The sequence below is a fragment of the Chryseobacterium sp. 14P4.3.2 genome (assembly GCF_057799275.1).
The window spans coordinates 222,517-243,181 of sequence record NZ_JBYOKO010000002.1 but is presented as its reverse complement, the minus strand read 5'-3'; the positions used below and the strand labels follow the sequence as shown (position 1 = coordinate 243,181).

Sequence of the window (20,665 nt, the reverse complement as noted above, 5' to 3'; positions counted from 1 at the left end):
ATTTTATCCTCAAAAAAGAGTTACTATATAATATACGTTTGAAGAGGTGAAAAGGTTACACACTATGCAATCTTTTTTGTAAAATATATAAGATAAAGGGTATTAATAATTTCCGAATACACATCAATTAATTGATAATTAAAACATTATGGTTAATTCTTTTTTTTGAAATTAAAACAGATATTAATTTCAAAAAATAGGGACATTTGGTATTTTAAACAAATTTTACCCTCTGTAATTTTAAAATTTTGAGCAAAAAAAAACGAAACCGAAGTCCCGTTTTATAATTTCTATGTTGAAATAACTTTTAACTTTCAATTAAAAAAGTTCATTCAATACTTTTGCCAGTCTCAGACCTCCGTATAGAAGCTGTCTTTCCATTGTATCATTAAACTTATATTGGTAGTCGTAAGATAATTTTGAATCGTTAGGAGTCTGTGCATAGATCTTGTTTGCGATTTTGTGAGAATCGTATAACCAGTCTTCTACTGTTCCCGATTGAATTTGCTTTACCTCTTCTTTAGATTTAATATCTAAAAGTTTAGAATACTCAGTATAGCTGTATTTTTGAGAATCAACTAATTTTCCATCCCAAACTGAGTGTAAGTTGGTTTTCTCGCCAAAGTAAGTTACATTGATTTTGTTTCCTCCCAAATCGTCAGCTCTTCCCACGTGTAAAGGCTGTGCAAGGTCTCCCATAATGTGAATAAGGAAGATCAAAGCAATTTTTCTGTCTTTTTCAGAAGTGTTTTTGTCTTTGATCTGGCTGGATAGGGTATTAACCTGTGTGTAAAGACTTGGTCCTGCCTGTGCTTTTAATTTCTCTTCAAAAGCTTTAAAGTCAGTCTGTGGGTCAATGTTTACATAGTGCCATGATGAAGCCTGTTTCCATGCTCCTGTAGTATCAGATTTAATGAAGTCTGGCCAGTTAGCCCAATAAGCAAGGCGTTCCCTGCCCATTATTTTTTTGATCTCTCTTCTTGCCTTTCCGGAAAGGTGGTTCTGTGCAATATCTGCAATTACTCTATGTCCGGTAAGTCCCCATGCATAAGAATAAAGCGAAGAGGAAATGAATGCTAAAATCAGAATTTTAGAATAAATACTTTTCATTTTAAATAACAATTTTCAGTCTGCAAAGATACGTCCCACTTTCGGAATGTGCGTTAATTATCTTGATTTTATTCTATAATATGATGTTAATAAAAATTAATCTAAATAAGATAGGGAATTGTTACTAGGTTTGGGAAGAATTTTACGAGTGTATATAGTAAAGGACGGTAAATGCAAAATAATGACTCAAAAAGCTTGAAAATTTCAATTTAGAACGTTGAACATTCCTGCTCATTACCGTATTTTCACGGAATTTAATTGATTTTTTTCCGGGTAATATTAATAAATTAGTACTTTTAGGATAAATTATTAATGAAATATTTTTTCAAACTTGCGAGATATATTATCTTTACAAGTCATAATCACAGGAAACACTATGTATGAGAATAATATTGTAGATATGCATTACAATAAGCTTCAGACAGATTATAAGGCTGAAGCAGTGGCAGTTAACCTTTTAAAATATCATCGGGCAGTAAGCAATATATTCATTGAGCGTGTCGGAGTAAACGACCGTGCTTACCTGAAGGATATTAAAAGTATTTCAAGCAGTTATCTGGGATTTGATGAAGAAGTATTTACGCTGGAAACTTACAGGGAGGGTATTTATGATTATCTTCCGGAAGGGCTGTTTCATCCACCTTCACTTGGAGCTTCCAGAAAAAATGTGGATACTGTAGTAAGGGAAATCCGGAAGCAGAAAAGGGTAGAAGAAGATGCAAGGAAGTTTTTCCGTCCTTTTGAGCTGGAAGTCTTTTTTACGGAGATCAGCGCATTGCTTAAAGAGTCGGAATATGACATTACAAGCAATACAGATTCACTGCTGGAAACGGTAAGTGAACTTTTGCCGCTGATCAAGATGCTGGATAAGCATAATGCCTATATTTTCATGCATATTCTGCCGTTTTTTCATCAGATCAGAGGAGATAAAAAATGGTTTGAAAGATGTATGACCGCCTTTCTTCAGGTACCGGTAGAGGTTAGTTTTTCGCCCAATATTATTGATGGGATAGAGAAAAATGATGATTCTATGCTGTTGGGAAACTCACGATTAGGGGTCACTTATATTCCAAGTGGCAGGCATATGGACGGGCAGCGGAACTGGGTAGTCAATATAGGCCCCATTCCTTATGAGGAAATGAAAAGATACATCCCGGGAAGTCCGTTCAGAAAAGTTCTTCAGACGCTGTACGACTATTTTCTTCCGGTAACAGTGGATGTGGAAGAGAATTTTGTTACAGAAAAGGAGGAATATTCTTTCAGTCTTGAAGATGATGAAAGAAATGCCAGCCGCCTTGGATACTCTACGTTCCTCTAATTTATTTTATTATATTTACAATTACCAACAAAGTATAAATTCGAAAAGAAACAAATGGAAATCTCTTCAGTAAAAGGTATTTTTTTAAGGTATATCCTAATGCCTTTAATCGCAATTATTATGATGGTTATACTGGGTGTAATCAGGAGAAATAAACCTGCGATAAAAATTAAAGTAATTATTGTATACGTCCTTCTATGCAGTTTATGCCTGGCTATTCCCGGAGTTTTTGGATTTGCCGGAAACCTGTTTAATCCGTACTGGTATCTTATAGCACAGGTTATCTACCTTATTTTCGGGATTATTCATGTTAACTTACTACACAGGTATTTCAAAAAACATATTGAATCTCTGGCCATGAGTATTCTGTTTGAATCTATATTGTCACTTACATGTATTGCTCTGGGCGGATTTCTTTTTACCCTGATCTTTAACTGGATGAGCAGAGGAACAGGATATGCGGTAATGGCTGCAACAAGTATGCTGATTTTTGTGGTTCCAATGGTATTTTATTACTGTTATATCCAGTTTATCAGTATTCCTTTTGATATCTATAAAACCTGGAGATATTCTCCTGATCAGAAACTTCCTGATTTTGAGGGAGCAGATTTTGACAGATTAATGGTTTTGAATGTAGAGTTGAGCAAAAAATTAGAAGATACCAACCGATTCAGAATTAAAGCAAAAACACTTCCTACCGGAGTTAATTTTGGAGACTGGTTCTACAGAGTAGTAGATGATTACAATCACAAAAATCCCGGTTCTGTTATTCATCTTTCAGACGATAGTAATGAGCCGTATTACTGGATATTTTACACTAAAAAATCGTTTTTTAGTTTTAGAAAATATATAGATTTCGACCAGGATATTACTACAAACAACATTTCTGAAAATGAAGTGGTGATCTGTAAGAGAGTCATTCAGCATGAAGAGGAGGGAGTCGCAAGAAAATCATAACCACAAAAATTTAAAAAGTATTTAACATGATACAGCCTATTAAACATTTTGCAATCAATTGGGTAGATGGGATGAAGGTTTCCCAGAGACACCTTAATGATCAGGATAACTTCTTAATTGACACTATAAGAGACTCCAATTCCATTGGAATCACTAACTATAATTATGGGCTTCTGCCTATCTCCAATGAATTTACGGACCGTACTATTTTTGATGTTCACAACACGGCCACCAATGATGTGCAGCTGGTGATAAAGCGTTGCAGCGCTGTTACCATGGCGGGTTATCGAATTGAGCTGACAGACAGAAGGGTCAGTGTAAAATCGCTGGCAAAATCCATGAATGAAGAGCAGGCAGACGGAGAATACTATATCCTGATTTCTGTAAATCCTTTTGACAAAGTACCTTTTGGGGATATTGATCCGGAAGAAATTCCACCACGCCATCCAAGCGCACAGCCAAACCACCATATTGAATTACTTCCCGTAACTTCGCTGAACAGCAGCTATTCCGGAGGGAATTATCTGATTATAGGAAAAGTTGATTTAAAAGGGAATATTGCTCAGGTAGATTCCAATTTTATTCCGCCTTGTACATCTGTTCAGAGTCATCCGGCTTTGGTAGACTATTACAGCAGCTTTGCAAAGTCTATCGGGAACCTTCAGCAGTACGCTTTTAAAATCATTCAGAAAACATCTCATAAAAATCAAAATACTGCCTTGGCACAAAATGTAAAGTTTCTGTGCAGCACAATGGTGAATACCTTTGGTGATATGTATTTTCAGTTTAGAAATATTACCCCTTGGCAGCCTCCTGTATTTTTGATTGAATCTTTTGCAAGACTGGCGCTTCACCTATATAACGCAACGCAGCTTCTTGTTCCTGCTGAACTGGAAGAAATGCTGAACTACAGTTTAGAGTGGAGTGAGATTGCTCCTCATACGTTACTGAACCAGCTTTCTATTGTAGCAGAAACCAATTATGATCATCATAATTGTGGTGAGCCTTTGCTTTATACTCAACAGATGCTGAGAAGTTTGGAAACTATTTTTTCTAAGCTGAGCGAGCTTGATTATATTGGTCAGAGAAAAGAGAATATCATTGTTAATGAGCAGGAAGTTTCTACCAACACAAACCCAAAAAGAGGTTGGAGTGTTTTAGATTAAAATAACTTATTTAATATAATTCCCGGATGAAAATTCGGGAATTTTTTTATTACCAGCGAAAAAAATAAAAGTAAATTTACGTTTTACAGACTTATAATAAATGGATTTAAATGCAATAAGAAAGGACACACCAGGATGTTCAGATAAAATATTTTTAAATAGTGCCGGTTCATCATTAATGTCTATGATTGTGGTGGATACTGTTGTGAACTACTTATATGAGGAACAGCAGTTCGGAGGCTATGAAACAATTAATAGAAATTCTGCCCTAATCAATGAGTTTTATAAAGAAGCTGCAAAATTGATTAATACCCAACCAGATAATATAGCCTTTGTAGCAAGCTCTACAGATGGCTATGCAAAGGCCTTATCCAGTATTTCTTTTAAAAAAGGTGACTGTATCATTACGACCAATGATGATTATGTATCCAATCAGATTGCTTTTATTTCCTTGCAGAAGAGATACCATATTGATATCGTGAGAGTGGCTAATCTCCCGGATCATGAACTGGATCTGGAAGATTTTGAAAGGCTGATTAAAAAACATCAGCCTAAATTAGTTGCAGTCACTCATATTCCCACCAATTCCGGGCTCATTCAAAACGTAGAGGGGGTAGGAAAGCTTTGTAAACAATACGATATCCTTTACCTTGTAGATGCCTGCCAGTCAGTAGGCCAGTGTGTTGTGGATATAGAGAAAATTGGCTGTGATTTTTTAACCGCTACAGGGCGGAAATTTATGAGAGGCCCCAGAGGAACAGGTCTTTTATATGTTTCGGATAGGGTCTTACATACTGAAATGGCTCCCTTATTTTTAGATAATGAAGGAGCAAAATGGACCGCTTTTGAGGAATATCAGCTGAGCAGGACGGCAAAAAGATTTGAACACTTCGAAAGATCCAGTGCTTCACTGCTTGGTCTAAAAGAAGCTTTAAAATACGCCAACACTCTGGGAATGAATAATATTGAAAGATATAACCGGGAGTTATCAGGAAAACTGAGAGTAAATCTTCAGAATATGGGTTTCAGGGTATTGGACAAAGGGAATAATCTAAGCAGTATTATTACTTTTTGCCAGCAGGATGGCAATACTGAAACCATTCAGAAAGTACTGCGTGAAAACAATGTATTCTTTACTGTAAGCAATAAAAATAACGCGTTAATTGATTTTACATTTAAGAATGTGGATCATGCCATCCGGTTATCTCCTCATTATTTCAACACCTTAGAAGAAATAGAAAGAGTATCCCAACTTTTGGCGCAATAAATAACAAAGCCCTGGTAGATTAGATACCAGGGCTTTTATTATGTAAATTTTGTCTCTATTTTTTATCCAGAAGTTTCTGTGTATGTTCTACGTGGCCGCCTCCTTTCCATTCGTCATGTCCCGGAATAATAAGGGTTGCCTGTGAATATTTGGATTTCAGTTTTGCCATAGTCTGTGGCCATGCAGCAACATTGGCTTCTCCGGTATATCCCAGATCTGTTGCCGTTCTGCTTTTTACAAGACATCCGCCATCCAGGATGTTATATTTTGGGAACCATACCACTACATTATCTGCTGTGTGTCCTTCCCCCAGAAAATCAACAATAAATTCTTCTCCACCTATACGGTACGTTTTTCCTGTTTTTATAATTTCTGTAGAAGTAGCTTTTCCTTCTTTCTTCAGCAGCTCATTGGTCTTTGCCGTTGCATAGGTTTTAATTCCTTTATTGTTATAAAAGCTTAGATCTCCGGCTCTGTCAGAATGGGAATGCGTAGCAAATACAGCAATGACAGGTAGATTGTGGCGTTTTTTAATAGTATCCATCAGACTTTGATACTGTGTTTTCTGCCATGGAACATCAAATAATACAACGCCTTTTTTGGTAATAAGATACACTGCATTGGTGGAATATTCTTTGCCTCCGAAAACACCAAATGTTTTATAAATATAAAAATTGGGTTTGATCTGCGGTTCAATGACAAAGTCTCTTACCTGCGCGCTGGCAAAAGGGCTTAGCAGCATCGAAATAATAAAAAACGGAATGCTTTTTTTCATAATTTTTTTAAGATAGTAATTAAAATTCTAGTGTTGGTTAAAAAGAATATTCTAAACAGAAGATTTTACAAACCTACTTAAAAATAAATTTTCAGGTATTTCAGGAAAGGAAGTTTAACCGTTTTTTAACAGTTATACATGTAGAGACACAATCTTTTTTAATAGTAAACCTCACAGGTTTAGAATCTGTGAGGTTTATTTGTAATGGTTAAAACTACTTCTTAACCAATATTTTCTCAGTTGCTTTCTTACTTAAAATTTCTGTCTTACCATCGATTTCTATAGCCATCGATTTATCAAAGCTCTCAACCTTAAGGACTTTTACTTTCGTGTTAAGGAGAAGCTTTCTATCGTTCAGATAATTTAAAAAGGCATCATCAGAAAGAGTTACTGAAGCGAAGACTACATCTTCACCAGGTTCACAGCTGCTCAGTTTCTGAAGGTCCTGGGAAATAATATTTCCGTCTTTATCAGGAATAGGTTCGCCGTGTGGATCAAATTTAGGATAGTCCAAAATTTCATCCATTTTGTCGAAAAAAACCTGAGAATGTACATGCTCCAGCTGTTCTGCAATTTCATGGACATTTTCCCAGCCAAAATTCATTTTCTTAACCAGAAACATTTCGGTTAATCGGTGTTTACGGACTACCAATGCAGCTTCCCTTCTCCCATTTTCTGTAACGATTAAGGGTTTGTAGGTTTCATAGATGACCCACTTTTTGTCTGCAAACTTCTTCATCATATTATTAACACTCGGCATTTTTACATTCAAAAATTTGCTGAGTTCGTTAATCGTAACCTTTCCTTCATTGTCAACTAAGTGAAACAAAGCTTTCAGGTAATTTTCTTCTGTTAGGGTTGTTCTCAAAATGTTAGATGATTTTCACTACAAATCTAACAAAATAAAATTGAAATTTTGCTCTTGTTATTTTAACTTTTTTTAATTTTACAGTATGAAATTTTCATTCAAAAACGACTATTCAGAGGGCTGTCACCCGAATATTCTACAAGCACTTACAAAGACTAATTTTGAACAGCAGGCCGGATATGGAGAGGATAAATATTCTTTGCAGGCAAAAACACTGATCAAAGAGAAAATTAAAAAGCCTGATTCTGAAGTTTATCTGGTATCTGGAGGAACACAGGCAAATCTGATTGTGATATCTGCAATTTTAAGACCTTACCAATGTGTAATATCTGCAGCACCAGGGCATATTTTAAATAATGAAACTGGGGCCATTGAAGCCACCGGACATAAGGTATTAAGTATAGAAACTGAAGATGGAAAGCTAAGACCGGAACATATCCTTCCTGTTTTGGAGGGCCATAGCAATGTTCCGCATCAGGTAATGCCAAAAATGGTGTATATCTCCAATTCTACAGAACTGGGTACCATCTACCTAGCAGAAGAGCTTGAAGATCTGTCTGATTTTTGCAAACAGCATCAATTGTATCTGTTTATGGACGGGGCGAGATTGGGACACGGGCTGACGGCAGAAACAAGCGATCTTACTATTGAAAAAGTGGCTGAACTCACAGATATATTCTACCTGGGAGGTACTAAAAACGGAGCTTTAATAGGAGAGGCTATTGTGATTAACAATCCATCTCTTCAGGAATATTTTGCCTTTAATATCAAACAGAAAGGAGCTTTACTTGCCAAAGGAAGGCTTCTGGGGATTCAATTCCTTGAGCTGATGAAAGACGATCTGTATTTTGATCTGGCAAAACACGCCAACCAGCAGGCTATGAAAATGAAAAAAGCAATGCAGGGAAAAGGTGTGAAGTTTCTTTCAGATACTTATACTAACCAGATTTTCCCAATTTTAAGCAATGGTCTTATCCAAATTTTATCAGAATATTTTGATTTTTTTGTCTGGAAAAAGATTGATGAAAACTTTTCAGCAATTCGTCTTATTACTTCCTGGAGTACGGGCGATGAAGCGGTAACCCGTTTTATTGAAGTCATTGAAAGAGAATTGTAATTATTCTAAATATACCACATCTTTATCCAAATTCTATGGAACCTGTTTTCCCGACGATTTATTCAACACTTTGCTCTACTGCGTTATCATCACTGATTACGGAAAAGTATGGACTGGAAAATGTTCAGTGCCATTTTTTAGTTCGTGGAGTAGGTGATACCTACCGTGTGGAGTGTTCAGAAGCCTGTTTTATACTTAGGGTTTATCGTTCTTCCCACCGGAGCTTATCACAGATAGAGGAAGAAGTAGGCTTGCTGCTGGCATTGAAAGAAGCACAGGTGTCTGTATCTTATCCCATTGCTGATGCTTACGGGCAGACTATTCTGAAGATCAATGCTCCGGAAGGGGAAAGGCATGCTGTATTATTCTCTTACGCTCCAGGGCAGTCATCCGGGCAATTGAATACAAAACAGCTTCGTGCATTAGGAAATGAAATGGCCCGTTTTCATAATGTATCATCATCTATCCAATTAGGAAATACAAGATGGAATTTTGATCTGGAAACCACTTTATTTCAACCATTGAAAAAGCTGGAGTTTGTTTTTTCGGAAAATCAGGAAGATTATTTTTGGCTGCAGAAGAAGATTGATCAGCTAAAAGATAAATTCTCACAGATTGATACTTCTTCATTTTCAAAAGGATATTGTCATTTTGACTTTTTGCCTAAAAATTTTCATTTTGAAAATGATTCAGTTACACTTTTCGATTTTGATTTTATGGGGTATGGCTGGCTGGTGAATGATATAATGACCTTTTGGCAGCATCTGGCCTTACATGCATTTGTGGGTAAGATGACGCCTGAAGAAGTACAGGATGCTTACCACACTTTTTTAGGCGGCTATCGGGAACACCGCTTTATCAGTGATCAGGAACTTGCTGTGGTCCCTTACCTGACTTTCGGATTTTGGCTTTTTTATATGAATTTTCATACCACACATGATCAGTTTTACGCATTTAGCCAAACTTCACAGCTTAAAGCATACATTGGGATTCTAAAGAATGTAGCAGAGAAATATTGGGACAAGGAAGATAAACTATAAAAATATAACAGCTGTTCCCCCTATGAGGAACAGCTGTTATACTATACTTTAATATCCGAAGAATATTATTTCAAAGCTTTGGCTACAACTTTACAGTCTGCCGTATTCATCTTCTGTCCGTCTTTGTAACTGATTTTTTTCTCGTCAGCATATTTAGACAATCCATCTTCCTCTTTATGGTCACCAATTCCTTCTGTTAAACTATTATTCTGTTGAAGGAAGTAGATATCTCTTTTGCTCTTCTTGCCTTCAGAGGTAAACTCATAAGTCAGTTTCAGGGTATCTCCGGATTTGAAACCCGTCACATCACCTTTAGAGCTGTCTTTTTCGCTGTTTTTATAAGCTAGTTTCCCGATAATAGTTCCTAAATTATCATCGATAGAAGCAAAAACACTGTCTTTTCCTGTTGCCCCTATATAACAATATGATTTGGGTCCCAGCGTGTCTACCACAGGTTCTGCCACTGCAATAGTGTCTTTTTCAATTTTCGGAGCCGTAGTTTCAGTTTTTTTGTTGCAATTGATCATCAATACTGAAATAGCACCCAGTAAAATTAATTTCTTCATATCCTTAGTTATTTAAAATCAAATTTTGAAGCGCTAAATTAGCAATACTATTTATATATTAAAGAATATTCCGGATAAATAAAAGTAATTTCCTGAAGTTTAAAAAGAGCAGTACAACGAATTGGGCACGAAAAATGATTGATATTACTTTATTATTAATTCATTCATTATGAAAGAAGCTTTCAAGGCGTTAAAACTGGGGTTGTTATTTTTTGGATTTTATTTTTCAATGGGTCAGGCTCCTCAAAATTATATTTATACATCATCCGGTGATCTGCGGAATATTGAAAAAATGATTGCCAGAAAAGATATCGGTGGCGTACAGATCGTTTACAACTGGAGATCGTTGGAAACCTCAAAAGATATTTATGATTTTTCGGGAATTGAAAACGATTTAAAATATCTAACTTCATTAGAAAGAAAACTCTTCATTCAGCTTCAGGACAGATTTTTTGAACCGGAAGCCAGATATGTTCCCGATTATATTTTAAATGAAAAAGAATACACCGGCGGGCTGGTTCCTCAATATGATAATCCGGGCGAAAATAAACCCATCGGAAACGGCTGGGTAACACAGCAGTGGAATCCTGCAGTGCAGAAAAGATATCAGAAACTGATTGCTGAACTGGCTAAGAAATTTGACGGAAAGATAGAGGGAATTAACCTTCCGGAAACCGCCATCGATATTGATGTGAAAAAAGATAAAACAGGTTTCAGCTGTGACCGGTATTTTCAGGCAGAACTGGATAATCTGAAATTTGCAAGAGCTGCTTTCAAAAAATCTTACGTTTTGCAATATGTCAATTTTTTCCCGTGTGAATGGGAAAATGATCATCAGTATATGTCGAGGTTATTTGAATTTGCTGCAAAAAATAATATAGGATTGGGAGGACCGGATATTGTTCCGAATAAAAATGCCCAAATGAAAAATTCCTATCCATTTTTCAATCAATATAAAGGAAAATTGCCTTTAGTGGCGATGGCAGTTCAGGAACCTACGCTGACTTATAAAAATCCAAAAACCAGGAAACCTTTTACCAAAGAAGAATTTGTAGAGTATGCCGAACATTATTTGGATGTGAATATTATATTCTGGAGCATAGAAACTCCGTGGTTAAAAGGTTCTGACTTTTGATATAATATTAGGCAAACATAAAAGGCCACAAAAGTTTTATAACCTTTAAGCTTTTTTTAGTTTAAAGTGTTGCGCATATAAAGTATACTTAAGTTCTTAAAAAGACTATTATTTATTCCTCCGGAACTCTCATATTCTCACACCTTTAGACTTCCTCTAAACCCTCTCGCCGCATAATAAGAATCTGCTCCATTATGGTACATGAAAACAGTATTGTAACGGCGGTCACAGAAAATAGCACCTCCCAGTTCGCGGATTTGCTTAGGTGTTTGTACCCAGCTTGAGGTTTTAAGATCAAATTTCCCCAATTCCTGAAGGTCACGGTATTGCTCTTCGGTTAGAAGTTCAATACCCATTTCAGCAGCTTTATCGATGACGTTGCTTTCCGGTTTATTGGCTTTTCGGGAATTCCAGGCTTGATGATCATAGCAGAGGCTTCTGCGTTTCGGGCTTTCCGGAGAACAGTCGAAGAAGATGTATTCGTCTGTTTTTTTATCGTAGTGTATTACATCGGGTTCGCCTTCCGTTTCTTCCATTTCGTTCAGCGACCATAGTTTTTCGGGTGCTGCTTCCAGTTTTGGTTGGATCTTTTCCCAGCTGAGGTTTTTATGGCGGCTCATATTCTTCTCAAAGCGGGTTTTAAGTACTTTTAAAAAAATTTCGCTTTGTTCAGGAGTTAATGCTTTCTTTTTCATATTAAATTCTGTTTTATAGTTTGTTGTATTGTGTTGTTGGAAATGGCAAAGGCGCAATTTTCGCCAATGAGGGTTTGTTTATGGGCAAGGATTTTATCTTCGATAAAATTTCTGACTCTTTATCTTTAAAATTATTCTGAAATTATTTTATTGGGTTTAAATGTTTTATTGAAACGGAAGGTTTTGTGATTTTATTAAACCTTTAAATAACTTTTAATATTCAAATTATTAATCAATAATAGTGATTTTTCTATCTGCAGGTCTGAAATACCAGGAAATAAGAACCAGCACAAATAATAATACTGCGGGAAAAGTTCTTCCTGCTGGGTCACTCACAATCAGATGGGAAATTACAGCTCCTGACATGACGAAGAAAAAGCCGGCATATGCCCATTCTTTTAATAAAAGACGTTTCGGGATCAATATGGCAATAACGCCCAGGATTTTCCAGACTCCAATGATGGTCATCAGATAAGAAGGATAGCCGAGATTGGTAAAATTGAGCAATTCATCTTTACTTTTCATCAGTTGGACAATGGCGGTGGAAACCATTCCCAGAGCCATCCATAGGGTAAATATCCAGTAAATAATCTTTGTTCTTTTTTGTGATTGTTGAGGGGTGTTCATGATCTGTTTTTTTTATAGTTAGTCGTTTAATCCTATTCCGTCCATTATTTGTGGAATGCATTTTTCAATGCGGGCTTCACGGGTTTTAGACTGCTTGGCAGATGAAAAGTGAAGTAGGTAGGCTCTCTGTCTTCCCGGCGTTAAAGCTTTGAAAGCTTTTTCTAATGAAGGATTCTGATCCAGTTTACTTTGAAACTCTTCAGCTATTTCAAATTCTTTTGTTTTCTTCATTTCAACTTTAGCGCCTGATTCTTCAATTTCAACGGCTTGAAACATATAAGAGCGAAGAACTTCCTCCAGATCATTGATTTGCTCTACATCAGTAAAACGAACCTGTCTTGCAGCCTGTACATTTTCAGATTGCTGAATCAAAATCTGATCAGGATCTTTCATCAAAGCTCCTTTAAAGAAGAGAATTGCACAATATTCTTTAAAACCGTGGATCAGGAAAATATTTTTCCCTTCATAGGTATAGCAGGGACATCCCCATTTTAAATCTTCTGCAAGCTCAGTGCTTAAGGCAATTGTTCTTAATTTTTCAAACTCTTTTTGCCATTGCTTGGCATCATTAAAGAAAAAATTAACTTTTGGATTCATGTGTTTTATGTTTGAGGGTTTCTTGAGTATTAGGGTATTAGAGTGGGAGAGTATTGTGTTTTTGGATGAGATTATCTCTATAATTGACAACCTGAAACCTACTATCTGCTACCTACTATTTCCTGTAAACGATTATGTGCCATATTAATACCCTTTGCAAAAGGCATTTTCAGATGTTGGTCTCTGAAATCTACCGATTTATATACAGTTTGAATGGTAATTTTACTCGTTGTATCTGTTAGCTTTTCAAATTCTAAAAACTCGATCTGAACCGGAAAAGGTGTATTTTCCATTTGAAAAGTTCTTATGATTTTCTCATTCTGAACAATATCATGAATGGTTCCGTTGGCACTGAAAACTACACCGCCTTGAGGATTTAAGGTTTCGAAACGGTAACTTCCGTGTTGTTTGTTTTCGAATTTGGTGACTTTGGTTCCCATCCATTGCTCGAAAAGTTCAGCTTCTGTATAGGCTTTGAAAAGGAGTTCTATGGGAAGATCAAATTCTCTGGTAATGAAAATTTCCTGTTTGCCGTCTTCAGCTTGGATTTTTGTTTTGAGTTCCATGATTTTTGGTGTTTGAGGGTTTCTTGGGTGAGAGGGTTGGAGAGTATGAGAGTGAGAGAAAATTGATACTATTTGAAGTCTATTATCTATTCGTCTCTCATCTTTTATCTCTTTTTATCCTTTTTTCAAGTTCTGATACGCTTTCATCACACTTTCCAGCTTGTTGAACTTTTCGTCCCACATTTTGCGGAATGGCTCTATAAAATCGGCTATTTCTTTCATTTTATTGGGATTGAGGTGATAGATAACTTCTCTGCCATTTTGTTCAGATCTCAGCAGTTCACATTCGGTGAGGATCTGGAGATGCTTTGAAACGGTAGGTCTTGCCGTATCAAAGTTGGAGGCTATAGCTCCCGCTGTCATCGACTGTGCCGCCACCAACATCAATATAGATCGTCTCGTAGGATCTGCAATTGCCTGAAAAACATCTCTCCTTAAATTCATCGTGTAGTTATTTGACTACAAATATATGTGTAGTTATTTAGCTACGCAAATATTTTATGTAAAATTTTTGATTTTAATAAAAAAAGCTCAAAAATGTAGGGAAATACATTTTTGAGCTCTGTAATTTTAAATTTTGAATAAAGAAGTAGGCTTACGATCTTACTTCCAGATCTTCAACTATATGGATGGCTTCCTCCAGATAGAGATCTTTTTTCAGGTTTTTAACCCATACTTCCGATTTATTTTTGAATATCTGCGAAAAAATTAATCATGCAGGTGCTTCTTTCCAATCCCTATCGGAGTCTTGGGCTGATTCCTCCAGTCCCGGAGGAAAAATGATTTTGACCATATTTGCAGGAATAGCAGAGTTTGAAAGAGAACTGATTATTGAAAGAACTTCAGCAGGCAGAAAGCTTGCACAGAAAAATGGAGTTGAATTTGGAAGACCCAGTAAATTTAGTCCGGAACAGATAGATGCTGTTAAAACCCTTATTAATAGCGGAAGTCCTGTTAAGCAGGTAGCTGAAACATTTAAAGTCCATTCTGCTACAATTTATAGAATTCTCCAGAAATTAGATAGAAATAACATTGAAGCTTAAAAAAGAATGACATAAAAAATATCCCGGATTTTGAATCCGGGAATATAATTTATTGTTTTAATAAGTTTATTGTTTTTTTAGTAGGCATGGTCGTTTGGAAATTGCTGCAATCCTTTTGTACTATATCCATAGCTGGCAAAAAATAAATTGACATTTGATCAGGTGTTTCTGGCTTTATTCGTAAATATAGATTTCCATAGTCTATGCATCCTGATTTTTCACCTGAAAAGGTGACTAAATATGCTTTAAGATCTGGTTGAAAATAAATTCCCCAATTTGCGTCATTATCTGACTTACTGAAATTATCAAATTCTACAGTACTATTCTGATCAATTATTTTAACTCGTCCTATCAACATATCCCATTTAACATCTGTATATTCACTTTGGAAATTTTCTTTTTTTATAAAATTAAATTCATAATTTTTCCCTTCTAAAGATCCCTTCCAGGTTCCTACATATTTATTAAGCAGATTATTTACATCTTTTACATAATTGTAGTTTTCTGGGCAAACTGTTGGATTAAAACGGCATTGCGACATTAATTCGAGGGATACCATTTGTGCATTGAATATTCCTGAATATGCCATTATCATGATAAAAAGTATTTTTTTCATATTATTTAATTTTAATTATTAAGGACAATCTGATTCTTTTGTTTTACCGTCAGGTCCTAATTTTATTTCAGTCGTTTTTCCCATCTGTTGTATTCTGTATAAATTTACACCCTCAATTCCCATATTATCTTTTAAGAATTTTAAAAAATCTGATGCTAAATTTTTAGAGTTTTCCATTTGTTTTATATATGGATCTGAAAAAGTTTTCATTTGGTCATCGGTAAAAGTTTTAACTTGACCTGCTGTTCCTGTAAACCTTATCTGATAAATAGAGTTAGTGCTTACCATTACTGCATAAACATCATTTAACGGCCTTCCTGCTGCCTGGGCATTAGCAAGCATATCCATAAAATAATCAACATCGGCAGGAGAAAACATTTTTATTCCGGTTCTAGTAATTTCATTTCCAGCATCATCAAAATAGGTAGTATTATCAACATGGGTATGCATATAACCACTAACGTCTTTATAAACAGTAGCATCAGGAAGTGAAAGGGAGTTCGAGCCTTCGTTAGTGGAAGCTTTACTATGATAAGTAAATTCTCCATTTGCTTTCTGAGAATAGCCTGTTTCTTTTTTCTCTCCCGTTTTTCCTTTAAGGTCACTGATATTCTGATTATAAGCAGCTGTACCTTTTTGCCCTTTTATTTTACTGCAAGGATCATTCCCTGGAGGATTATTAGGAATAATTATTACCCCCGGAATAGGAATCGTTGGGTTATCCGGCGGGAATGGATTGGTTGGACCACTGCCTCCAGGATTAGGAATAACAACAGGCCCTGTATCAATTGGATTTCCTGGAGTCCCAATAATTAGCCCACCATTCCTGTCATGACAGGCTCTACATGCTGGAGCATCAGCAGATCCTGAACCACTTTTAGCTACTTCGTCTATCATTTCTCCTCTTACGATCTGCTTTTCATAACGCATTGAGCCTTCCAGGGATGTATAAGAAACTTTTCCGGTCATTTTTCCCATAATTTCATGAGCAGTCAGATTGTAATCTGAAGGAGTAAAATCAGAATTTGACTCAAATTTCCATAAATGCCCGGAAACTTTACCATTATCTATTCTGAAAGTAAGCTCTTCAATAAGCCTGTTTCCTTCATTTTTGACCGGTACTGTAATAAGAACAACGGTCCCTTCATGTTTGTACTCTCTTACTTTTTCCCATTCAATAAGCTTTCCAGCAACCATATCTTTTCCTCTCATGTATTCATTTTTGATATAGAATACCGGATCCTGCTGAACATTGGTGATCTCAGTTTCCAGGGACTCATGTATACAGGAGTGGAGAGAAGAAAGGAAGAGAAAGCTTCCAGCTATAAGAGCTGTAAAATAATTTTTCTTCATTTTTTATAAATGTGTTTTTTTAATGCGCCAAAACATGACATATTAAAAATTTTCGAGGGCAAAAATATAAAATTAATTCTATATATGGTGAGAATTTAATATTAAAAAGATTAGTTTATTTTTCGTGACTGAATCCAATTCATTTATAAAACCTATCAGATGGTTAATACTTATAGATTTTATCCTTAACCCGGTTTTTTTTTACTTTTCGTGAGCTGACCCCTAATTAGAGAAAAAAAGTATTGAAGCCCAAAAAATAAAAATTGGTAAAAAAATATCCCGGATTCAAAATCCGGGATTATAATTTATTCGAAGAGAATACCTCGAGGTAATTTATTGTTTTGTTAAATTAATTTTTACACTCGTTGGTATTGTCGTTTGAAAATTAGTACAATCCTGTTTTACTATATCATTATCCGGTACAAAAGAAATTGTCATATTGTTTGGTGTTTCAGGTTTTATCCGTAAATTAAGATATCCGTAATCAATACATCCTACTTTAGCCCCTGAAAATATTGTTAGGTATACGGTCAAATCTTTATAAAAGTTATCACCTAGATTAGCTTCGCTATCTGGTTTATTAAAATTATCGTATTCCACTATCCCATTCTGGTCTGTAATTTTAACTCTTCCTATTAATCTATCCCATCTAATACCTGAAGATCCACGTTCAACATTTTCTTTTTTAATAAAATTAAATTCATAATTCTTACCATCAAATGTTCCCTTCCATGTTCCAACGTATTTGTTTAAAAGATTATTAAAATCTTTAACATATTCAACATTTTCAACACAAACTGATGGATCAGCTCTACATTGCGCCATAAATTCCAAAGATACTGTCTGGGCATTTATTACTTTCGACAGTGTAATTATTATAATAAAAAGTATTTTTTTCATTGTATTCAAGCTTATTAAGAGCAGCAAAAAAATCATTTTTAAAATTGATGTTGTTGCTAATATTACTTAAGTTATATTGTAAAGCTTCATAATCATTGTTACCCTCCCAAATTTCTGGAAGTGGTTGTATATAGAATTCATCATTTTCAAAGCCATCTTCCCAATGTGGTTTATTTCTGATTTTTTCTATTGCATTTTGCCAATAATCATCTATAAAGTTACCATAGCTTGTCGGCATTCCATGAGCAAGGTCAAAACCATTCCCAATTAATATTATACGATTTATAGTTATTAGTTTCTGTAAAAGAGTTTTTTGTTATCTTTTCTCAATCAACCTCTCCAACTTCTCAATCATCTCCTTCTGCTGCTCCAGCATACGCTCATAAAGCTCTACCATTTTATCAAGAGGATTAAAAGTACAATGGAAATTTGCTTGTCCACCGTCAGTAAAAGTATTTGCAACAGCGCTATCGTGGAAAGTATTGGCTATAATATTGATTGCTGATTCCTCATCAAAATTTTCAATCGCTTCTGCGGGAACTTTCAGAATTTGAGCTACCTGCGCCAGAATATCAGATTCTACGGTTTCTTTTTGCTCTAAAAGGGAGATTTTCTTCTGGTTCCAGTCATCTCCCATTTCAAAAGCTAATGCTTCCTGTTTGATACCCAGCATTTCGCGGAAACGCTTTATATTTCTACCCTGATGTATTTTCTTATTTTGCATATCTGTGTAACTCATAATAACAAATATAAAACTTTACGTTCTAAAAAGAAAGCCCTATTTATCAATAAATTTTATTCTAAAATATCCATTGCTTCGAATAAAATATCTGTTCATAAACTGAGATAGCTCCCTTATTATTTCGTGATTTGCTAAAAATAACAAATATGAAAAGAAAAAGAAGAATGAGCCAGAACAAATATAATGAACTGCTCAATCGGAACCTTACGGTTTCCCTCAAATCGTTTTCAAGAGCGTATGGCAAAATAGTGTACTTCCCGGAAATAAGAATTGCAGGGAAGTGGGTAGAGCAATGTGGTTTTCAGGCAGGAGATAAAATACTGGTTACGGTGAGCAGAAACCAGATTATTCTGGAAAGGGAAGTAGATTCTGAGGGATAAATATCTAGCAAATGTAAAATAGTGAAAAAGAGCAATGTAATTGCATTTCCTCCTGTATTATTGAATTAGGAGGTAGGTAAATTTCTCTATATCGAGAATAATTTTTTATATTTGAAAAATTAATTATAATATTTAAAAAGTGAAGCACAAATTGAGAAAGTGTATTTACGTCCTATTTCTAATAATAGGACTTTCTTCTTGTAGGGAAGAGGAGACAGCATTAGAAAGTAAAAAGCAAGAAAAAACATTTAGACTTTTTAATAAAGAAAGTTATAAAAAATCCAAAATATCTAAAGAAAGTTCTTTTTTAAGTAAATCTTATGCTTTAGATTTTTTACAAGCTTATTATTCTTATGATCTAAAAAATGGGACAAACTACACAGGACTTAATATAAAATCACCAATTTCAAATTCATACATTAATTTCCTATTACATTCTCAAATAATTGAAGATAAAGAAGGCAATCTATATATGTACTTTCCGGTAATGAAGAATGAAAAAATTTCTGATATTTATTTCTCTTCTATTAATAAAGAAAATACTATTCTAGGATTATATAAGCTAAAAAATACTATCCCCGAATATAATGATATATTTTCGGCATTTGAGAGAGCATTTAATCATTCTAATAGGAACATGTTTTCTAGAGGTCAAGGAGTTACAGATATTGAGGAAGTTGTAATTACAGGTCCTTCAAACCCTTCAGATGATATGGGTATAATAGGCCCGGGACAATGCGAAATGTATGGGCAATGCAATAATAGTGGAGGTGGAAATGGTTCTTCTGGAGGCTCTGGCGGAGGCGGAGGAACTGGTGGAACAACTCCGACAGCTGGAACAGCGGACGGAATACTTGAAGTTCCTTCAGCAAGAGAATTAGCATGGTTATTATTAAATACATCTGCAGCTGAAAGAGATAAAATGAGGGATAATGTAAAAAAAGCCAATCTTTATGCAAATACTCAACCAGGGTTCCATAATGGTCTTGGTGATGCTTTAAGACATTCTCTATGGTCTGCTTTAGACGCTGCCGATCTAGGATTGAATAAAGCCAAAGATTTTCATACATTGCATGAAACGGCAAATCCGGCTTCCGATGGTTCAAATGCTATGGATTTGCACAATAATCAATGGGGGTTTAATTGGTATTCACAGAATGGTAACCCGGATAATAACATAGATAAGTTTCTTTATGATTTTTTCGCAGCAGTCAATAGCGGACAAATTCAAACTCAACCTAATCAATAATGAGAAATAACGTCAGTACCAAATCCATATTTTTTGTATTACTATTCTTTTTATTTTCCTGTAAGGGACAAGATAATCAGGAATGTCTGATAAAACTTAGAGAAAAACTGTCTCCAAAAGTAAATGCTGAAAATAAAATTGGAGAAGTGATTAACTTAAAGGAAGATACTCATTGTTTTGATTGGGATTCTTTACTTATTATGATGCCAATTTCTTTGAATGAGGAAGCGGAAAAAGAGTTAGGAATGAAATTACCTATAGGTGATGATTTTACCTGGGAGTCTGATAATACCTCAATGTTTTTATTTGTAAAGAATAAAAAAGTTGTTTATTCTATGCTTCAAAAGGCCACTGTAGACAGAGAAACTTATGATGCGGCTCAATCAGTAAAGGCTTACTATTTTCTTAACTTACTTAACTCTTATGGAAAAGGAAAGTATTATGTTATCATTCCAAAAGAAAAAGCTGTATTTGAAACTTATCCTATGGTATATCATGATAAGAATGGTAAAGAAATGACTAATCCTAAGTTTGGCCTTGGTGTAAAAATTAAAGGAAACTAGAATAATAAATGAATT

General features: G+C 35.2%; 25 protein-coding genes. 11 read left to right on the top strand and 14 right to left on the bottom strand.

Annotated elements, in window-relative coordinates:
• Positions 1 to 318: 318 nt before the first annotated feature.
• Positions 319 to 1,110 carry a S1/P1 nuclease gene (locus AC27VX_RS04710; RefSeq protein ID WP_488694132.1) on the bottom strand — a complete coding sequence of 264 codons (792 nt, stop codon included), beginning with the start codon at positions 1,108 to 1,110 and terminating at the stop codon, positions 319 to 321.
• A 376-nt stretch (positions 1,111 to 1,486) separates the two neighbouring features.
• Between AC27VX_RS04710 and AC27VX_RS04705 the strand changes: the two genes are divergently transcribed.
• From AC27VX_RS04705 to AC27VX_RS04690, 4 genes are all read left to right on the top strand, one after another.
• Positions 1,487 to 2,428, top strand: coding sequence for a type VI secretion system baseplate subunit TssG (locus AC27VX_RS04705; protein WP_236859446.1), 942 nt, complete (start codon positions 1,487 to 1,489; stop codon positions 2,426 to 2,428).
• 54 nt (positions 2,429 to 2,482) lie between these two features.
• The gene (locus AC27VX_RS04700; RefSeq protein WP_262912529.1) at positions 2,483 to 3,385 is read left to right on the top strand and encodes a TssN family type VI secretion system protein; all 903 of its coding nucleotides are present in this window, start codon (positions 2,483 to 2,485) and stop codon (positions 3,383 to 3,385) included.
• Positions 3,386 to 3,411: 26 nt separating this feature from the next.
• On the top strand, positions 3,412 to 4,551 hold the full coding sequence (locus AC27VX_RS04695) for a hypothetical protein (RefSeq protein WP_236859444.1): 1,140 nt from the start codon (positions 3,412 to 3,414) through the stop codon (positions 4,549 to 4,551).
• A 100-nt stretch (positions 4,552 to 4,651) separates the two neighbouring features.
• On the top strand, positions 4,652 to 5,818 hold the full coding sequence (locus AC27VX_RS04690; protein ID WP_236859443.1) for an aminotransferase class V-fold PLP-dependent enzyme: 1,167 nt from the start codon (positions 4,652 to 4,654) through the stop codon (positions 5,816 to 5,818).
• Positions 5,819 to 5,873: 55 nt separating this feature from the next.
• Here the strand turns inward: AC27VX_RS04690 and blaIND are convergent, their stop codons facing one another.
• Together blaIND and AC27VX_RS04680 are read right to left on the bottom strand one after the other, a co-directional pair.
• The gene (gene blaIND, locus AC27VX_RS04685) at positions 5,874 to 6,593 is read right to left on the bottom strand and encodes an IND family subclass B1 metallo-beta-lactamase (RefSeq protein ID WP_488694129.1); all 720 of its coding nucleotides are present in this window, start codon (positions 6,591 to 6,593) and stop codon (positions 5,874 to 5,876) included.
• A gap of 214 nt (positions 6,594 to 6,807) precedes the next feature.
• Positions 6,808 to 7,461, bottom strand: coding sequence for a metal-dependent transcriptional regulator (locus AC27VX_RS04680; protein ID WP_300690682.1), 654 nt, complete (start codon positions 7,459 to 7,461; stop codon positions 6,808 to 6,810).
• 85 nt (positions 7,462 to 7,546) lie between these two features.
• Between AC27VX_RS04680 and AC27VX_RS04675 the strand changes: the two genes are divergently transcribed.
• Both AC27VX_RS04675 and AC27VX_RS04670 read left to right on the top strand, forming a co-directional pair.
• Positions 7,547 to 8,578, top strand: a complete 1,032-nt coding sequence (locus AC27VX_RS04675; RefSeq protein WP_488694127.1) for a threonine aldolase family protein — start codon at positions 7,547 to 7,549, stop codon at positions 8,576 to 8,578.
• Between the two features lie 35 nt (positions 8,579 to 8,613).
• Positions 8,614 to 9,618, top strand: a complete 1,005-nt coding sequence (locus AC27VX_RS04670) for a phosphotransferase enzyme family protein (protein ID WP_236859434.1) — start codon at positions 8,614 to 8,616, stop codon at positions 9,616 to 9,618.
• A gap of 65 nt (positions 9,619 to 9,683) precedes the next feature.
• Here AC27VX_RS04670 and AC27VX_RS04665 read toward each other — a convergent pair whose 3' ends face one another.
• Positions 9,684 to 10,184, bottom strand: coding sequence for a hypothetical protein (locus tag AC27VX_RS04665; protein ID WP_236859430.1), 501 nt, complete (start codon positions 10,182 to 10,184; stop codon positions 9,684 to 9,686).
• A 169-nt stretch (positions 10,185 to 10,353) separates the two neighbouring features.
• On the opposite strand from AC27VX_RS04665, the gene AC27VX_RS04660 reads away from it, so the two are divergent.
• Positions 10,354 to 11,319: a hypothetical protein gene (locus tag AC27VX_RS04660; RefSeq protein WP_488694125.1), complete on the top strand. Its 966-nt coding sequence runs from the start codon at positions 10,354 to 10,356 to the stop codon at positions 11,317 to 11,319.
• A gap of 137 nt (positions 11,320 to 11,456) precedes the next feature.
• Here the strand turns inward: AC27VX_RS04660 and AC27VX_RS04655 are convergent, their stop codons facing one another.
• The 5 genes from AC27VX_RS04655 to AC27VX_RS04635 all read right to left on the bottom strand — a co-directional run bounded on the left by AC27VX_RS04655 (position 11,457) and on the right by AC27VX_RS04635 (position 14,248).
• Positions 11,457 to 12,014: a DUF4256 domain-containing protein gene (locus tag AC27VX_RS04655; protein WP_488694123.1), complete on the bottom strand. Its 558-nt coding sequence runs from the start codon at positions 12,012 to 12,014 to the stop codon at positions 11,457 to 11,459.
• Between the two features lie 228 nt (positions 12,015 to 12,242).
• Positions 12,243 to 12,641: a DoxX family protein gene (locus AC27VX_RS04650; protein WP_488694121.1), complete on the bottom strand. Its 399-nt coding sequence runs from the start codon at positions 12,639 to 12,641 to the stop codon at positions 12,243 to 12,245.
• 18 nt (positions 12,642 to 12,659) lie between these two features.
• Positions 12,660 to 13,238 carry a YdeI/OmpD-associated family protein gene (locus AC27VX_RS04645; protein WP_236859425.1) on the bottom strand — a complete coding sequence of 193 codons (579 nt, stop codon included), beginning with the start codon at positions 13,236 to 13,238 and terminating at the stop codon, positions 12,660 to 12,662.
• A 101-nt stretch (positions 13,239 to 13,339) separates the two neighbouring features.
• Entirely contained in the window at positions 13,340 to 13,804 is a 465-nt protein-coding gene (locus tag AC27VX_RS04640) for an SRPBCC family protein (RefSeq protein ID WP_236859424.1), read from the bottom strand.
• A gap of 114 nt (positions 13,805 to 13,918) precedes the next feature.
• Positions 13,919 to 14,248, bottom strand: a complete 330-nt coding sequence (locus AC27VX_RS04635) for an ArsR/SmtB family transcription factor (protein WP_236859423.1) — start codon at positions 14,246 to 14,248, stop codon at positions 13,919 to 13,921.
• A 245-nt stretch (positions 14,249 to 14,493) separates the two neighbouring features.
• Here AC27VX_RS04635 and AC27VX_RS04630 point away from each other — a divergent pair, with 245 nt between their 5' ends.
• Entirely contained in the window at positions 14,494 to 14,847 is a 354-nt protein-coding gene (locus AC27VX_RS04630) for a recombinase family protein (protein ID WP_236859422.1), read from the top strand.
• 49 nt (positions 14,848 to 14,896) lie between these two features.
• On the opposite strand, the gene AC27VX_RS04625 is transcribed toward AC27VX_RS04630, so the two are convergent.
• From AC27VX_RS04625 to AC27VX_RS04605, 5 genes are all read right to left on the bottom strand, one after another.
• Positions 14,897 to 15,463, bottom strand: a complete 567-nt coding sequence (locus tag AC27VX_RS04625; RefSeq protein ID WP_236859421.1) for a DUF6705 family protein — start codon at positions 15,461 to 15,463, stop codon at positions 14,897 to 14,899.
• A gap of 18 nt (positions 15,464 to 15,481) precedes the next feature.
• Positions 15,482 to 16,816 carry a hypothetical protein gene (locus tag AC27VX_RS04620; RefSeq protein ID WP_236859420.1) on the bottom strand — a complete coding sequence of 445 codons (1,335 nt, stop codon included), beginning with the start codon at positions 16,814 to 16,816 and terminating at the stop codon, positions 15,482 to 15,484.
• 333 nt (positions 16,817 to 17,149) lie between these two features.
• Positions 17,150 to 17,716 (bottom strand): DUF6705 family protein, encoded by a 567-nt coding sequence (locus AC27VX_RS04615; protein ID WP_488694117.1) that lies wholly within the window; start codon positions 17,714 to 17,716, stop codon positions 17,150 to 17,152.
• Complete coding sequence (locus AC27VX_RS04610; RefSeq protein ID WP_236859418.1) at positions 17,628 to 17,954, bottom strand: hypothetical protein; 327 nt, start codon at positions 17,952 to 17,954, stop codon at positions 17,628 to 17,630. Before AC27VX_RS04610 ends, AC27VX_RS04615 begins: the two co-directional genes overlap by 89 nt.
• Positions 17,955 to 18,032: 78 nt before the next feature.
• Positions 18,033 to 18,455 (bottom strand): helix-turn-helix domain-containing protein, encoded by a 423-nt coding sequence (locus AC27VX_RS04605; protein WP_300690709.1) that lies wholly within the window; start codon positions 18,453 to 18,455, stop codon positions 18,033 to 18,035.
• A 149-nt stretch (positions 18,456 to 18,604) separates the two neighbouring features.
• Here AC27VX_RS04605 and AC27VX_RS04600 point away from each other — a divergent pair, with 149 nt between their 5' ends.
• The 3 genes from AC27VX_RS04600 to AC27VX_RS04590 all read left to right on the top strand — a co-directional run bounded on the left by AC27VX_RS04600 (position 18,605) and on the right by AC27VX_RS04590 (position 20,650).
• Complete coding sequence (locus AC27VX_RS04600; RefSeq protein WP_300690711.1) at positions 18,605 to 18,838, top strand: SymE family type I addiction module toxin; 234 nt, start codon at positions 18,605 to 18,607, stop codon at positions 18,836 to 18,838.
• Between the two features lie 151 nt (positions 18,839 to 18,989).
• Positions 18,990 to 20,087: a DUF6973 domain-containing protein gene (locus AC27VX_RS04595; protein WP_488694114.1), complete on the top strand. Its 1,098-nt coding sequence runs from the start codon at positions 18,990 to 18,992 to the stop codon at positions 20,085 to 20,087.
• Positions 20,087 to 20,650 (top strand): hypothetical protein, encoded by a 564-nt coding sequence (locus AC27VX_RS04590; RefSeq protein WP_300690714.1) that lies wholly within the window; start codon positions 20,087 to 20,089, stop codon positions 20,648 to 20,650. Before AC27VX_RS04595 ends, AC27VX_RS04590 begins: the two co-directional genes overlap by 1 nt.
• The last annotated feature ends 15 nt before the right edge of the window (positions 20,651 to 20,665 follow it).

Bases quoted from the DNA above. Each gene is read 5' to 3' on its own strand.
- AC27VX_RS04710 (WP_488694132.1), bottom strand. From the start codon at position 1,110: ATGAAAAGTATTTATTCTAAAATTCTGATTTTAGCATTCATTTCCTCT.
- AC27VX_RS04705 (WP_236859446.1), top strand. From the start codon at position 1,487: ATGTATGAGAATAATATTGTAGATATGCATTACAATAAGCTTCAGACA.
- AC27VX_RS04700 (WP_262912529.1), top strand. From the start codon at position 2,483: ATGGAAATCTCTTCAGTAAAAGGTATTTTTTTAAGGTATATCCTAATG.
- AC27VX_RS04695 (WP_236859444.1), top strand. From the start codon at position 3,412: ATGATACAGCCTATTAAACATTTTGCAATCAATTGGGTAGATGGGATG.
- AC27VX_RS04690 (WP_236859443.1), top strand. From the start codon at position 4,652: ATGGATTTAAATGCAATAAGAAAGGACACACCAGGATGTTCAGATAAA.
- blaIND (WP_488694129.1), bottom strand. From the start codon at position 6,593: ATGAAAAAAAGCATTCCGTTTTTTATTATTTCGATGCTGCTAAGCCCT.
- AC27VX_RS04675 (WP_488694127.1), top strand. From the start codon at position 7,547: ATGAAATTTTCATTCAAAAACGACTATTCAGAGGGCTGTCACCCGAAT.
- AC27VX_RS04670 (WP_236859434.1), top strand. From the start codon at position 8,614: ATGGAACCTGTTTTCCCGACGATTTATTCAACACTTTGCTCTACTGCG.
- AC27VX_RS04665 (WP_236859430.1), bottom strand. From the start codon at position 10,184: ATGAAGAAATTAATTTTACTGGGTGCTATTTCAGTATTGATGATCAAT.
- AC27VX_RS04660 (WP_488694125.1), top strand. From the start codon at position 10,354: ATGAAAGAAGCTTTCAAGGCGTTAAAACTGGGGTTGTTATTTTTTGGA.
- AC27VX_RS04655 (WP_488694123.1), bottom strand. From the start codon at position 12,014: ATGAAAAAGAAAGCATTAACTCCTGAACAAAGCGAAATTTTTTTAAAA.
- AC27VX_RS04650 (WP_488694121.1), bottom strand. From the start codon at position 12,641: ATGAACACCCCTCAACAATCACAAAAAAGAACAAAGATTATTTACTGG.
- AC27VX_RS04645 (WP_236859425.1), bottom strand. From the start codon at position 13,238: ATGAATCCAAAAGTTAATTTTTTCTTTAATGATGCCAAGCAATGGCAA.
- AC27VX_RS04640 (WP_236859424.1), bottom strand. From the start codon at position 13,804: ATGGAACTCAAAACAAAAATCCAAGCTGAAGACGGCAAACAGGAAATT.
- AC27VX_RS04635 (WP_236859423.1), bottom strand. From the start codon at position 14,248: ATGAATTTAAGGAGAGATGTTTTTCAGGCAATTGCAGATCCTACGAGA.
- AC27VX_RS04625 (WP_236859421.1), bottom strand. From the start codon at position 15,463: ATGAAAAAAATACTTTTTATCATGATAATGGCATATTCAGGAATATTC.
- AC27VX_RS04620 (WP_236859420.1), bottom strand. From the start codon at position 16,816: ATGAAGAAAAATTATTTTACAGCTCTTATAGCTGGAAGCTTTCTCTTC.
- AC27VX_RS04615 (WP_488694117.1), bottom strand. From the start codon at position 17,716: ATGAAAAAAATACTTTTTATTATAATAATTACACTGTCGAAAGTAATA.
- AC27VX_RS04610 (WP_236859418.1), bottom strand. From the start codon at position 17,954: ATGCCGACAAGCTATGGTAACTTTATAGATGATTATTGGCAAAATGCA.
- AC27VX_RS04605 (WP_300690709.1), bottom strand. From the start codon at position 18,455: ATGAGTTACACAGATATGCAAAATAAGAAAATACATCAGGGTAGAAAT.
- AC27VX_RS04600 (WP_300690711.1), top strand. From the start codon at position 18,605: ATGAAAAGAAAAAGAAGAATGAGCCAGAACAAATATAATGAACTGCTC.
- AC27VX_RS04590 (WP_300690714.1), top strand. From the start codon at position 20,087: ATGAGAAATAACGTCAGTACCAAATCCATATTTTTTGTATTACTATTC.